Consider the following 14,340-nt stretch of genomic DNA (forward strand, 5'->3'; position numbering starts at 1 on the left):
ACTTTTTTGTTTTGGTTTTGGATTAACTGCTAAGCATTTAACCAAATTGCTAATAGATAGAAATATTAATTTTGATATATCAGGAACTTCTAGGTCTACAATTAAATTTTCTGACAAAACAATTGAATCTTATTTATTTGATAGTAGTAATTTTGATCCAGAGATTGAGAATAAGTTAAAAAATGTTACTCATGTTTTAATTTCTACTCCTCCGGAAGTAGAAAAGATTATAATTAAGAATTTCTTAACTACACTGAAGAATAATCAAAATTTACAATGGGTAGGTTATCTATCATCAACCAGTGTTTATGGAGACCACAAAGGTAATTGGGTTGAAGAAACTTCCAATACACAACCAACCTCCGAAATGGGACTGAAAAGAATTGAGGCAGAACAACTATTGTTAAATTCTAATTTGCCGGTGCGTATTTTTAGATTAGCTGGTATTTATTCTTTGGAGAGGAGCGTGTTTTCACGATTAAAAAAAAAGAAAGTAAAAATTGTTAATAAGAAAGACCAAATTTTTTCTAGAATTCATGTGGAGGATATTGCGCAGGTTCTGTTCTCATCTTTTTCCAAATCAAAAGATAAAGATATTTTTAATGTTAGCGATGATGCACCTTGCTCATATAAAGAAGTGGTACAATATGCAGCCGCACTTTTGCAAATAGAGATGCCAAAAGAAATCAATTTTGAAGATTTGGAAAATTCAAAAATGAAAGATTTCTATAGAGATAGAAAGAAAGTACAAAATTCAAAAATAAAATCGATGGGAGTTAAGTTAAAGTATCCAACTTTCAAAGAAGGATTAACAGCTATCTTTAATCAAATTAGTTAGTTGGTTTTTTATTTTTTTTAAATCTTCAGTTTGGGATAGGCTGTGATCACCATTCTTTTGAAAAGTTATTATAGTGTCATTAGATAGCAATGTTTTTGTTAATCGAATGGAAAAATTTACATCGACAACTGTATCTTTAAGCCCATGAAATAATCGAACAGGAAAATTGCATTTAATCTTTTTATTTAGAACTAAATACTTACTTCTATCGAATATTAATTTTTTTGATATAGGGTAAGGGTTTCCATAAGAGCTTGGCATATAATAAGTTTTTCCACTTTTGATCATGAATTTTGTTTTCTTAGAAAAATTTTTCCACATTATTTCTTTAGTAAAATCTGGAGCAGAAGCAATTCCAACAAAACCTTTTACAATTTTTTTTAACTTTGAGATAAGGGCAATGCCAATCCAGCCACCCATTGACGAACCTACTAAAATAATTTTTTTTGTTTTTACAACTTTTTCAATCAACTCTTTTGACTGATTAATCCAATCATCAATTCCATAGTCACTTAATTGACCAGAGGACTTTCCATGACCTGTGTATTCAAGAGTTAAAAAAGAAACCTGTTCTTTCTTAGATAGTTTACTCAGAACTTGAATCTTCTTTCCGGTCAAATCAGACATAAAGCCATGAAGAAAAATTATAGTTACTGGTTTTTTGCCTTGAATTAATTTATATCTAATTTGTTCTTTGTTTTTACTTAAAAAGAAATTAATTTTGCTCATAATGAATACTTAATTTTTATCACAAGTTGAATGAATAAAAAAATAAGATTACTTCAAGTGATACCAGACATGGGAACTGGAGGTGCTGAGACAGGTTGCAAACATATTGCAGAATACATTTCTAGTACATGTGAATTTTCTTCTATTATGACCTCTAGAGGTTCTCAATTAGATTCTATAAGCAAAAGCGTAAAAATATTTAAGTGGCCAACATCTAAAAATATTTTTTTTATTATATTTAATATTTTTTATATTTTATTTTTAATATCTAAATATAAAATTAATATTGTACATACTAGAAGCAGAGGTCCTGCTTGGTCTTGTTACTTTGCTTGCAAACTATCGAATACTAAATTAGTTAGCACTTTTCATGGAACGTACAACTTTAGATCTGACATTAAAAAATTTTATAATTCTATTATGATCAGATCAGACCGTGTTATTGCAGGATCAAATTTTATTTTTAATCACATTCACTCAAACTATAATTCAAAAATCAATATAGATCTTGTCAAAAGAGGAATTGATGAAAGTTATTTTAGTCCATCTCAAATACAAGAAATAGAAAAAGACAATCTAAGAAAAGAAATGGGATTTTCAGATAAGAATTTTTTAGTTTTGCTCCCAGGACGATTAACGAATTGGAAGGGACAAAAACTTTTTATTGAATCTGCAATTACTCTTAAGAAGCAAGATCAACTTTCAAATATTTTTTTTATCATTTTAGGTGATAGCCAAGGCAGAATTCAATACGAGAATAGCCTAAGGGATTTGATAGAATCTAATAAAATGATAGACAAAATTAGAATTGTGAAGCCGATGCAAAACATGCCCTTGGCTTATGCATTTAGTGATCTAATTGTTTCTGCATCCATAGAACCAGAGACCTTTGGCAGAGTTAGTGTAGAAGCCCAATCAATGGAAAAGCCAATACTTTCTAGTGCAATTGGAGGTTCTTTGGAAACAATAAAGCCTGAAAAAACAGGTTGGTTATTTGATCATAATAGCAAAGAAGATCTTGCAAAAAATATTTACAATATTTCTAAAATGAGCAAAGCGGCTCTTGAATCTTTAGGCAAAGAGGGAAGAAAAAATGTAATAGAAAACTACACTAAAGATAAAATGTGTCTGAAAACACTAGAAATTTACCAATCATTAGTTTAATAAATTCCTCAATGAGATCAGTACAACTTATATGCCAATAGTACAGCTACCAGACGGCAAAGAATTAACTTACAAAAATTCAGTAACTGGATTGGAAATAGCAAAAGATATTAGCATTTCTCTATCCAAGAAAGCCTTGGCTCTAAAGGTTAATGGAGAATATAAAGATTTAGACACTGAAATTGTCAAAGATTCAAAGATAAAAATTATTACTCTAGAAGATGAGTATGCTCTGGAATTATTGAGGCATGACGCAGCGCATGTTTGTGCGATGGCTGTACAGGAGCTTTTTCCAGGAACGCAAGTTACTATTGGGCCTGTCATCGAGAATGGTTTTTATTATGACTTTGCTCGAGAAGAGCCATTCACTGACGACGATTTAATTAAAATTGAAAAAAAAATGATTGAAATCGTTGATCGTAATGACAAGACCACTAGAGAAGTGTGGGATCGAAAAAAGGCAATTGATCACTTTAAGAGTATGGGAGAACATTATAAAGCTGAAATCATAGATTCAATTCCTGGGAATGAGGATATATCCATTTATTTTCATGGGTCTTGGCACGATTTATGCCGAGGACCACACCTTCCTAGCATTGGAAGAATCGGCAAGTCATTTAAATTAATGAAAGTTGCAGGTGCTTATTGGAGAGGAGATTCTAACAATGTCATGTTGCAAAGAATTTATGGAACATGCTGGAAAACAAAAAAAGATTTGGATGAATATCTTCATAACTTAGAAGAAGCGGAAAAAAGAGATCATAGAAAACTTGGAAAAACTATGGACCTGTTTCATTTTCAAGAAGAAAGTCCAGGTGCTGTTTTTTGGCACCAAAAAGGATGGGCTTTATTTCAAACGTTAGTTGATTTTATGAGACAAAAACAATTAGAAGCAGGATACCAAGAGGTAAACACACCCGAAATTATTGATAGAGTTTTATGGGAAAAGTCTGGTCACTGGGAAAAGTTTCAAGAATACATGTATACCACCTCTACACCTGACGAGAGAACGTTTGCAATTAAACCAATGAACTGCCCAGGGCATTGCCAAATATACAATCAAGGTTTGAAAAGTTATAAAGATCTTCCTTTAAAGTTATCTGAGTTTGGAAAAGTCCATCGATATGAGCCCTCGGGTTCTTTACATGGGTTAATGCGTGTCAGATCCTTCACCCAAGATGATGCCCATATTTTTTGTACAGAAGATCAAATCACGGAAGAATCTGTTAAGGTTACAAAACTTATATTGGATATTTACAAAGCATTCGGATTTGAGAATATAACTTTAAAGTATGCGGATCGTCCTGCAAAAAGAGTTGGAGACGATTCAGTATGGGACCAGTCTGAAAAGGCATTGCTAGAAGCCATTAAGGCTTCCAAAGTTGACTATACAATTAATAAAGGTGAGGGAGCATTTTATGGACCAAAAATTGAATTTGTCTTAAGAGATGCTATTGGTAGAGATTGGCAGTGTGGAACTTTGCAGGTCGATTTAAATTTACCAGGCAGATTAGATGCAACGTATGTTGATAAAGATGGTAAGAAAAAAACTCCGGTCATGTTGCACCGTGCATTATTTGGCTCATTAGAAAGATTTACAGGAATTCTAATTGAACATTATGCTGGCAAATTACCTCTTTGGTTATCTCCAGTTCAAGTTGCCATATTACCAATCAATGATGAGCACCATGACTATGCAAAAGAAATATTAAATCAGCTTGAAAAAATTTCAATAAGACCTATTATTGATTTAAGAAATGAAAAAATTAACTATAAAATTAGAGAACACTCCGTTGGAAAAATTCCCATCTTAATGATTTGCGGTTCAAAAGAAGTTCAAAATAAAACAATTACTTTAAGAAGGTTGGGTCAAGAAGACCAACAAACCGAAAGCTTAGAAAAAATAATTTCGAGTTTATCTAAAGAGTCTCAAGCTCCAAAAATCTAGAGGTATTCTTATTAATAAAAATTTTCAATATAATAGAAAGCCTAGAGATCGCGGTCCAAAAACTAACAACAATATTAGAGCTTCAGAAGTCCAGCTCATTGGACATGATGGAGATAACATAGGAATTGTTCCTTTAGGAGAAGCCATCAATAGGGCACAAGAAGTAGGACTGGATTTAATTGAAATTGCAGCAAATACAAAGCCACCCGTCTGTAAAATCATGGATAGTGGTAAGTATAAATACGAGCTACAAAAAAAAGCTAATTTAGCAAGAAAAAAACAAAAAGTTATCTTATTAAAAGAAATTAAATTAAGGCCTGTAACAGATGTGCACGATTATGATTTTAAAATTAAAAATGCAGTAAAATTTTTAACGAATGGAGATAAAGTAAAATTTACAATCAAATTCAAAGGTAGGGAAATGGAGTTTATAAAAGCTGCTTACGATTTAGTTAGAAGAATAATAGAAGATGTTAAGGAAGTAGGTAAGGTTGAGCAGTCTGCAAAGATGGAAGGTCGTCAAATGACCCTAATAATTCAGGCCTTATAGACAATCGATTTCTGTTGTTTTCAAATCACAATCTTTGTATAACCCCGTTACATTTTTATGGCAAAATTAAAAACTAAAAGCTCTGCAAAGAAACGTTTCAAATTCACGGCTACTGGAAAAGTAAAAGCTCCACAAGCTGGAAAAAGACATGGAATGATTAAAAGAACAAATGCGCAGATTAGAAAATTAAGAGGCACTACGGTTTTATCGAAGCAAGATGCCAAGATAATAAAATCCTTTATGCCCTATGGTGTAAGAGGATAGTATGGCAAGAGTCAAAAGAGGTCAGGCAAGTCACCAAAAGCATAAAAAGGTTTTTAAACAAGCTAAAGGCTTCAGGGGAAGAAGAAAAAATACAATTAGAGTAGCAAAACAAGCTGTAGAGAAATCTCTTCAATATGCCTACAGAGATAGAAGAAGAAATAAAAGAATTTTTAGATCTTTGTGGATTCAAAGAATTAACGCTGGAGTTAGAGCGGAAGGTTTAACTTATTCTAAATTTATAAATGGTTTAATTAAGTCTAAAATTAAAATTGATCGTAAAGTATTGGCGGATATTGCCTACCACAATCCCGAAACCTTTAAATCTATTGTAAAAAAGGTACAATCACATCTAAATTAAATTAAAACTTTTAATTTTTAGATGAACAATCTGACCACACTAGAACAAGAAATTTTTGCTAAATTTTCTCAATTAGAATCTAAAGAAAGTTTAGAAAAGTTAAAAATAGAAATTCTTGGAAAAAAAGGCACTCTTTCAAAACTGTTCCAGGACTTGGCAACTATTGATAAGGAGAAAAAAAAGGAATTTGCCTCCCAACTAAATATTTTAAAAACCAGGGTTCTAGAGCAATTTAGTATTCTTCATACAAAATTTGAACAAGAGGAGATTCAAAAAAAATTAGAAAACCAGACTATAGATATTAGTTTATCAGCACCAACAAAACCTCAAGGAAAGATTCATCCAGTCTCACAAGTAATTGATGAGCTGACTTGTATATTTGCAGAGTTAGGTTTTTCAGTGGCGGAAGGGCCGGATATTGAAAATCAATACAATAATTTTACAGCCTTAAACACACCACCCAATCATCCAGCACGCGATATGCATGATACTTTTTATTTAGACGAACAAAAAGAATTATTGATGAGAACTCATACTTCGCCTGTTCAAATTAGAACAATGTTAAATGAAAAGCCGCCCCTAAAAATTATTGCACCCGGAAGAACCTACCGATGTGATAGTGACCAAACACACACTCCAATGTTTCATCAGTTAGAAGGTCTGTATGTTGACCAAAACATAACCATGGCAGATTTAAGAGGATGTTTGGATTATTTTCTAAAAAAATTTTTTGAAGTAGATCAAATTAAAATGCGTTTTAGACCTAGCCATTTTCCCTTTACAGAACCTTCTGCTGAAGTGGATATTGGATATGAAATCAAAAATGGAAAGATCACCATAGGACAGGGTGATCAATGGTTAGAAATTTTAGGTTGTGGCATGGTGCATCCAAATGTTTTAAAGAATGCAAAAGTAGATACCAAAAAGTACCAAGGCTATGCTTTCGGAGTCGGAATTGACCGATTGGCAATGTTAAAATATGGCATAAACGATTTAAGATCATTTTTTGATAGTGATGTGAGATGGTTAAAACACTTTGGATTTAATGCAAATGATGTACCCACTAATTACAGGGGTTTATCAAAATGAACATCACCCTAAATTGGTTAAAAAAATATTTAAAAACAAAATCTACCACAGAACAAATTGGGGAAAAACTTACATCTATTGGTCTTGAAGTTGAAAGTATTAGCTCAGCTAAAAGTAATTTATCTAATTTTAAAATTTGTAAAATATTAAAGGCCATTAAACACCCAGATGCAGATAAGTTAAAAATTTGTGACGTGGATATTGGAGATGGAAAAATTACTAAGGTTGTGTGTGGAGCCACCAATGCACAAGATAATTTAATTACAGTTTATGCTTCTCCTGGCACGGTTATTCCTTCCAATGGTATGAAGCTTTCTGTTGCAAAGATTAGAGGAGTAGAATCTTTTGGAATGCTATGTTCAGAATCTGAACTAAACATCTCAGATAGTAGTGATGGAATTATGGAGCTAGATTCCAAACGCAAAATAGGTAAAAATTTTTTTAAAGAAAATTTAGATCCCATGATTGATATTTCCATAACCCCCAATAGGTCTGACTGCCTTGGAGTAAGGGGTATTGCTAGAGATTTGGCAGCATCTGGAGAAGGTACTTTTCTTAAATCTAAAAAGGAAATAATAAAAGTTACATCAAAAAAAGCTATTTCAGTTGAAGTTAAAAAGGATTCTGGGTGTTACCAATTTGGGAGCTGTTATATCGAGGGTGTTCAAAACAAAGAAAGTCCAGACTGGTTAAAAAAAGATTTAGAGTCAATCGGTCAAAAGTCTATTTCTGCAATTGTAGATATTACCAACTATGTAATGATAGACATGAATAGGCCGCTACACGCTTATGATGCCAATAAGATATCTGGCAAGATTATTGTCAGAAGGTCAAAAAAGAGCGAACATTTTGAAGCACTAGATAATAAAAAATATGAACTTTCTGCTGAAGACTGTGTTATTGCCGATCAATCAAAAGTTCTTGGACTTGGAGGAATTATTGGAGGAGTCTCTACTGGTACAGAGATGTCAACAACTGACATTATTTTAGAAGCTGCAAGCTTCGATCCAATCACTATTGCAAAATCTTCTAAGAAACTTGGATTGTTAACAGATGCAAAATATAGATTTGAAAGAGGAGTTGATCCTATGTCTATAGAAGAAGGGCTGGTCAAAGCTTCAAAGCTAATACATGAAATTTGTGGTGGAAAAATTAGTTCCATTAAAGTGGCTGGAAAGTCTAATTATAAAGAAAAAAAAATTGTTTTTACCATTGCTAACTTCAAAAAATTAATAGGTTTTGAGATTTCTAGCACAGAAAGCAAATCTATTTTAGAGGATTTGGGTTTTGGGGTAAAGAACAAAAAAAATACATTAGAATTGATAGTACCTAGTTTTCGACCAGATATAAATCAAGAAGTAGATATTATTGAAGAACTTATTAGAATTAAGGGCTATGATAATATTCCTCTTACCGAACCTGACAGAGACATTTTAAAACCTACTTTAAACTTCCATCAAAAAATATTTCACCACACTCAAAGATCTATTGCTTCTTTAGGATATTTAGAGACAGTTACCTGGTCTTTTACCAACTCAAAAATAGATGATTTTTTTTCAGATAAGAAATTACGATTGATAAATCCAATATCTTCAGATCTTGACACTTTAAGAACATCTATATTTTCTAACTTATTAATTCATGCAAAGAACAATGTAGATAGGGGACATAAAGACTTAATGCTTTTTGAGGTTGGCCCTGTGTTTAAAGGAAAGCAGCCAGGACAACAAAATATTTTTGCTTCAGGTATTGTCATGGGAGATAAGATAGAAAAAAATTGGATGATGAAAATCCAACCTTTTAATGCTTATGACTCTAAGTCCGATGTGGTTCAAATTTTGATAGATCTTGGGATAGATAGTTCTAATCTTATTGTTGAAAGCAAAAGCAATTCATCTTTTCATCCTGGTAGATCTGGTTCTTTTTATTTAGGATCAAACAAAGGACCATTACTTGCAAGCTTTGGAGAAATTAATCCAATTATTGTCAATCAATTAGAGTTGGATCATTATTCGCCCTGTGGGTTTGAAGTTTATTTAGACAACATTTCCGAACCAAAAAGAAACCAAAAAGATGCAAAACAAAATTATGTAGTATCAAAGTTTCAAGCGGTTGATAGAGACTTTGCTTTTATTGTCGATAAGAGCATTAGTGCCAATGAGATCATCAAAGAGGTTAAAAAGTGTGACCCATTATTAATAACCAATATTAATATTTTTGATGTATATGAGGGCGAGAATATTGAACAAGGAAAAAAATCAATCGCTTTTAGTATCAAACTGCAATCTATGGAAAAAACTTTAGATGAAAAAACAATCGAAGAAACCAGTCAAAAAATTATATCTGCAGTTCAATCTCATGTAGGTGGTACTTTAAGGAGCTCATGAGCTCTACAGAACTAATAAGAAATTTTTCTATTGTAGCTCATATAGATCACGGAAAATCCACTCTTGCCGATCGACTTATTCAAACCTGCGGTGGATTGCAATCTCGAGAGATGAAAGAGCAAGTTTTAGATTCTATGGATATTGAGCGTGAAAGAGGAATTACCATCAAGGCTCAGACAGTTCGCCTGAATTACAAGCATAAGGATGGAAAAACTTATATTTTAAATATCATGGACACACCAGGCCATGTAGACTTCAGTTATGAAGTTAGCCGTTCATTAGCAGCGTGTGAAGGTTCTTTATTGATAGTAGATAGTACTCAGGGAGTAGAAGCCCAGACACTTGCAAACGTTTATCAGGCCATGGATAACAATCATGAAATCGTAGTCGTTTTAAACAAAGCTGATTTGCCAGCCTCTGAACCTGAATTAGTTAAGCAAGAGATTCAGGATGTTATTGGTCTAGACACCTCTAGTGCAATTTTAGCATCAGGAAAAACAGGGATAGGAATTGAAGATATTTTAACTGCTATTGTTGAAAAATTACCGGCGCCAATAAGTGAAAGCAATGATCAGCTAAAAGCTTTACTGGTAGATAGTTGGTATGACAGTTATTTAGGTGTCGTAATTTTAGTGAGAATTATAGATGGCTACATTAAAAGAGATGATGAAATTCTTATGATGTCCAATAGTGCAAAATATAAAATTGACAAGGTTGGAGTTTTTACTCCGAAGCCTATAAATAAAGATGCTTTAGGTCCTGGAGAAATGGGTTTTATAGTTACAGGAATTAAAAGCGTTTCAGAAACAAAAGTAGGAGATACCATTACATTGTCAAAAAATCCTATTACAAAAGCGTTACCAGGATTCAAACCAAGTAAGCCAGTTGTGTTTTGCGGTTTATTTCCCGTAGACAGCTCAGATTATGGGTTGTTAAGAGATAGTTTGGGAAAACTATCCCTAAATGATTCTAGTTTAATTTATGAAGCAGAATCTTCCTCTGCCCTTGGGCTTGGTTTTAGATGCGGATTTTTAGGATTGCTACACCTTGAAATTGCAGTTCAAAGATTAGATAGAGAATATAATTTAAATTTAATAACCACTACACCGGGCGTGGTTTACAAATTAGAAAAAACAGATGGAACTAAATCAGATTTGCAAAATCCTAGTAGCATGCCAGAGCCTAATTTTATTAAAACTATTAAAGAGCCTTGGATAGATGCAACATTAATTACACCGGATGAATATTTGGGTTCTATAATCAAGCTTTGTGAAGAAAAAAGGGGCTTACAAAAAAATCTATCTTATTCTGGAAATAGAGCAGTTTTAAAATATGAACTACCATTAAATGAGGTGGTTTTTGATTTTTATGATCGTTTAAAATCTATTTCTAGCGGTTATGCTAGTTTTGATTATGAAATTAACGATTATAAAGATGGAGATTTAATTAAACTTTCAGTTCTAGTAAATGCAGAGCCTGTAGACGCATTATCTATGATTATCCATAGGGAATTTGCAGTAAGACAAGGAAGATTAATATGCGAAAAATTAAAAGAGCTAATCCCAAGACATCAATTTCAAATACCCATTCAAGCAGCTATAGGAGGAAAAGTTATAGCTAGAGAAACGATACAAGGTTTCAAAAAAGATGTTCTAACCAAAATTCATGGTGGCGGAGCAAGAGATAGAAAAAGAAAATTATTAGATAAGCAGAAAAAAGGAAAGTCCAGAATGAAGCAATTTGGCAATGTGGAGATACCTCAAGAAGCCTTTATTGGAGTATTAAAGATTAACAAAGATACATAAAAAAATTTAAATTTTTTAGGAATAAATTTGAGCTACCAATGAATCTTTTTGAATTTTTAATTTATAATCAGTAGAAACTTTTTTCATTTCTTTTAAAATTTTTTCATAATTATTGCAAATATAGACAATTTCCTCGGCATATTCTTTTATTGTTGATGCATCTCTGTACGAATTAGAAATTAAATATGATTTTAATTGAGAGGCTTCTCTTGGAATAATCATAGGTATTTCGTGAGTGATGCATGAAAAAAACAATCCTGAACCTACATGATTTACTTGATCAGAATCATATAAAATTGGCATAATATTAATTTTTTTTAAAAGATTTCTATAAAATTGAAAATCAAGATATCCTTCAAATATATCAATGTCAGAATACTGTTTTGCCAATTCTAAAATTCTATTCTTTGCATTTTTTGTATTTGGGTATGTTTCTTTTGAAAACTGAATTGTAAAGGAAATATTTTTATTTATTTTTTTTAAAATTTCTATTAAGTCAGGAATTTTGTTAAAACCTTTATTTTCTCTAGATTCACCCAAAAAACCAACATTAATAAAGCTTGGAGTTTTGCGTTCATGAAAACAATAAATTTGAGTAAAGTTTTTTACTTTTAAATCAGAGGTATTGGAGATTATATTTTTTACAGAATCTACTTCAGTAAATAAATGCAATTTATTTTTCATGGACGCATTTTTTAATATGCTTTCGGTAAAATAATAAAAATTTTTTTCTTTTTTTTTTAGGGGGGTATAAAATTCTTATGATAATTTTTGGCAAAATTCCTTCAATTGACAATAAGAAATTAATTAACTCAACATCTTTGGGTCTACAACTTTGAATTATAATAATGTCATTAGGATTTATTTTTAATTTTTTATAGCAATTGTAAAAATTAAAAAAATATTCAGGTATGGAAAAATAATTTTTAAAGAATGCTAAAAAATATTTTTTTAATATTTTCTTTTTAAAAAAAAGTATAGATAGTTTAAAAAAATTTAAAATCTCAATAAACATCTTCATAATTTTTTCGAAAAGATTTTTTGATTTATAAGAATCTATAATTCTAAAATTTTTAACAAAATTAGGTAGCCACAAATTGGGGGCGTCAAACTTGTTATTAACAAGCCAGATTATTTCATGATTTTTTTCAAAATATATTGACGATTCAATTAAATTATCAAGATGATGACCCTTACCACCCATCATTTCTGGTTCAAAAAAAATTATTTTCTTTTTGTTCATCAAATATCTACCTGTACTTGTTTGCAATATTAAACTATATAAAAAATATGAGAAAAAAAGTACTTATATTAGGTTCTGAAGGGCAGGTTGGGGCTCATTTAAAAGACTATTTAAAGAATAAAAATTATTCTGTTTTAGAGTTTGATATAGCAACATCCAAATTCCAAGATCTTAGAAAGTTTAGAAACAAAAAACTGGCTAACTTGATTAGACAGTCCAGTTTTATTTATTTTTTAGCTTTTGATGTGGGTGGTTCTCGCTATTTAAACAAATATCAAAATACGTTCGGCTTCGTATCCAATAATATTTTACTTATGCAAAATACTTTTGAATTAATCAGAAAATATAAAAAAAAGTTCATTTTTGCTAGTAGCCAAATGTCAAATATGAATCATTCTAATTATGGTGTTCTCAAGAGCGTTGGTGAAAAATATACCAAAATCTTAGGTGGTATAACTGTAAAGTTTTGGAATGTTTATGGAATTGAAAAAGATTTAACCAAGTCACACGTTATTACAGATTTTATTATTAAGGCATTAACCAAGAAAAAAATATCAATGCTCACAAATGGTAATGAAGAAAGGGAGTTTTTGTATGCAGAAGATTGCTGTAGAGGATTAGAAATTATTATGAAAAAATTTGATAGTATTATTAAGCAAAAAAATTATATTGATTTAACAACATTTAAGTCAACTAAAATTATTAATATTGCAAAAATTATCAAAACATTGTTAAAAAAAATGAACTTGGAGATTTCAATCGTACCTTCAAAAAACAAAGATATTGTTCAAATGAATAAAAAAAATAAAGCAGATAAGTATTTTCTAAAATTTTGGAAACCTAAAAACTCTATCCAAGAAGGAATTGAGGAAGTTTTAAAATACTATATTACGCAATATAAAAAAAATATCTAATTGCAAAATTTAACTAACAAAAACTGCACTGTAGTTCTACCCACTTATTTTCCGGGTGATGAAATATTTGATAATATTAAAAGTATTCCTAAAAATATTAAGATTTTAGTTGTAGATAATAGTTTTGACGACCGACTTTTACATAAGATTAGTAAATTTTCTAATTGTGCATACTTTAATATTGGTGATGTTGGCTTAGGGAAAACTTTTAACTTCGCATTGGAGAAAATAGAAACAGATTATATGTTACTAACACAACCAGATGTTGTTTTAAGAGAGAATTGTTTAAGCAACTTAATTTTAGGAATGCAAAAATACCCAACTGCAGGAATGGTTGTGCCAATTGTCTATGATCTAGGAAATTATAGCCAATATGATTTTTATGACTTAAAGTATTCTAAAAAAAATAAAAAATTCAATCAGGACAAATTGAAAAATAAAATAAATATAGAGCCGGCAGGAGATTTTTGCGTAGATGCTGTTAATGCCACTACCATGCTTATCAGAACTGAAGTTATGAAAAAGATTGGTGGATGGGATAGTAAAATATATGTTTATTTAGAAGATATCGATATATGCCTAAGGCTGCATCTTAACAACTATTCTGTAATTAAAATAAAGAATGCAGTTGTAGACCATAAGGGCTGGAGTTCACATTTTTCAGAAATTAAAGATACTATGAACGTAACAAGAATATGGCATTTTGCATGGTCATCAATGTATTTTAATTTTAAATTCTGCAATAAATTGATCGCTCTCAGTTTTTTATTTAAGATGATTTTAAAATCTTCAGTCAAACTTTTGTTTAGCCTCATTACGGCAAACAAAGAAAAGTATAAAGTAAATAGGACTAGGCTATCTGCGTGCCAATCTATAATTTTTAAAAAAGGTTCTTATTTTAGAATAAAACATAAAGTTGATTAGTTTTTTGTGATTTTTTTACTTATGGAGAGATGTGAGAGTGGTTTAATCAGCACGCTTGGAAAGTGTGTAAACTGTCAAAAGTTTCGAGGGTTCGAATCCCTCTCTCTCCGCCATAAATATAAACAAT

Annotated in this window: 14 protein-coding genes and 1 tRNA gene; 12 read left to right on the top strand and 3 right to left on the bottom strand. The window is 31.1% G+C overall.

Annotation, left to right across the window (positions count from 1 at the left end):
- Positions 1 to 46 precede the first annotated feature (46 nt).
- A complete protein-coding gene (locus tag SAR11G3_RS02820) occupies positions 47 to 838 on the top strand; it encodes a sugar nucleotide-binding protein (protein ID WP_013695244.1) in 792 nt (263 codons plus the stop codon).
- Here SAR11G3_RS02820 and SAR11G3_RS02825 read toward each other — a convergent pair.
- Complete coding sequence (locus SAR11G3_RS02825) at positions 809 to 1,567, bottom strand: alpha/beta hydrolase (protein WP_013695245.1); 759 nt, start codon at positions 1,565 to 1,567, stop codon at positions 809 to 811. The two genes, SAR11G3_RS02820 and SAR11G3_RS02825, sit on opposite strands and share 30 nt — an antisense overlap.
- A gap of 30 nt (positions 1,568 to 1,597) precedes the next feature.
- Here SAR11G3_RS02825 and SAR11G3_RS02830 point away from each other — a divergent pair, with 30 nt between their 5' ends.
- Genes SAR11G3_RS02830 through lepA form a run of 8 tightly spaced genes read left to right on the top strand, consistent with a single transcriptional unit; the run spans position 1,598 to position 11,132 of the window.
- Positions 1,598 to 2,731 (top strand): glycosyltransferase, encoded by a 1,134-nt coding sequence (locus tag SAR11G3_RS02830; RefSeq protein WP_013695246.1) that lies wholly within the window; start codon positions 1,598 to 1,600, stop codon positions 2,729 to 2,731.
- Between the two features lie 31 nt (positions 2,732 to 2,762).
- A complete protein-coding gene (gene thrS / locus SAR11G3_RS02835; protein WP_013695247.1) occupies positions 2,763 to 4,679 on the top strand; it encodes a threonine--tRNA ligase in 1,917 nt (638 codons plus the stop codon).
- 4 nt (positions 4,680 to 4,683) lie between these two features.
- Entirely contained in the window at positions 4,684 to 5,229 is a 546-nt protein-coding gene (gene infC, locus SAR11G3_RS02840; RefSeq protein WP_041862345.1) for a translation initiation factor IF-3, read from the top strand.
- A gap of 57 nt (positions 5,230 to 5,286) precedes the next feature.
- Positions 5,287 to 5,493, top strand: coding sequence for a 50S ribosomal protein L35 (gene rpmI, locus SAR11G3_RS02845; protein WP_013695249.1), 207 nt, complete (start codon positions 5,287 to 5,289; stop codon positions 5,491 to 5,493).
- 1 nt (position 5,494) lies between these two features.
- Positions 5,495 to 5,851 (top strand): 50S ribosomal protein L20, encoded by a 357-nt coding sequence (gene rplT, locus SAR11G3_RS02850; protein ID WP_013695250.1) that lies wholly within the window; start codon positions 5,495 to 5,497, stop codon positions 5,849 to 5,851.
- 21 nt (positions 5,852 to 5,872) lie between these two features.
- The gene (gene pheS, locus SAR11G3_RS02855; RefSeq protein ID WP_013695251.1) at positions 5,873 to 6,940 is read left to right on the top strand and encodes a phenylalanine--tRNA ligase subunit alpha; all 1,068 of its coding nucleotides are present in this window, start codon (positions 5,873 to 5,875) and stop codon (positions 6,938 to 6,940) included.
- Positions 6,937 to 9,327 carry a phenylalanine--tRNA ligase subunit beta gene (gene pheT, locus SAR11G3_RS02860; RefSeq protein ID WP_013695252.1) on the top strand — a complete coding sequence of 797 codons (2,391 nt, stop codon included), beginning with the start codon at positions 6,937 to 6,939 and terminating at the stop codon, positions 9,325 to 9,327. Before pheS ends, pheT begins: the two co-directional genes overlap by 4 nt.
- Positions 9,324 to 11,132 (top strand): translation elongation factor 4, encoded by a 1,809-nt coding sequence (gene lepA / locus SAR11G3_RS02865; protein ID WP_013695253.1) that lies wholly within the window; start codon positions 9,324 to 9,326, stop codon positions 11,130 to 11,132. The genes pheT and lepA overlap by 4 nt, the downstream gene beginning before the upstream one ends.
- 15 nt (positions 11,133 to 11,147) lie before the next feature.
- Here lepA and SAR11G3_RS02870 read toward each other — a convergent pair whose 3' ends face one another.
- Both SAR11G3_RS02870 and SAR11G3_RS02875 read right to left on the bottom strand, forming a co-directional pair.
- Positions 11,148 to 11,816: a hypothetical protein gene (locus tag SAR11G3_RS02870; protein WP_013695254.1), complete on the bottom strand. Its 669-nt coding sequence runs from the start codon at positions 11,814 to 11,816 to the stop codon at positions 11,148 to 11,150.
- On the bottom strand, positions 11,806 to 12,375 hold the full coding sequence (locus SAR11G3_RS02875; protein WP_013695255.1) for a hypothetical protein: 570 nt from the start codon (positions 12,373 to 12,375) through the stop codon (positions 11,806 to 11,808). The genes SAR11G3_RS02870 and SAR11G3_RS02875 overlap by 11 nt, the downstream gene beginning before the upstream one ends.
- Positions 12,376 to 12,422: 47 nt before the next feature.
- On the opposite strand from SAR11G3_RS02875, the gene SAR11G3_RS02880 reads away from it, so the two are divergent.
- The 3 genes from SAR11G3_RS02880 (at position 12,423) to SAR11G3_RS02890 (ending at position 14,326) form a co-directional block, all read left to right on the top strand.
- Positions 12,423 to 13,289: an NAD-dependent epimerase/dehydratase family protein gene (locus SAR11G3_RS02880; protein WP_013695256.1), complete on the top strand. Its 867-nt coding sequence runs from the start codon at positions 12,423 to 12,425 to the stop codon at positions 13,287 to 13,289.
- Positions 13,290 to 14,213, top strand: a complete 924-nt coding sequence (locus tag SAR11G3_RS02885; RefSeq protein ID WP_013695257.1) for a glycosyltransferase family 2 protein — start codon at positions 13,290 to 13,292, stop codon at positions 14,211 to 14,213. It begins immediately after the preceding gene.
- Positions 14,214 to 14,236: 23 nt separating this feature from the next.
- Positions 14,237 to 14,326 (top strand) — tRNA-Ser (locus SAR11G3_RS02890).
- Positions 14,327 to 14,340 lie beyond the last annotated feature (14 nt).

Origin of the sequence: Candidatus Pelagibacter sp. IMCC9063 (genome assembly GCF_000195085.1) — a bacterium.
In the GTDB taxonomy this organism is placed as follows: Bacteria; Pseudomonadota; Alphaproteobacteria; order Pelagibacterales; family Pelagibacteraceae; genus IMCC9063.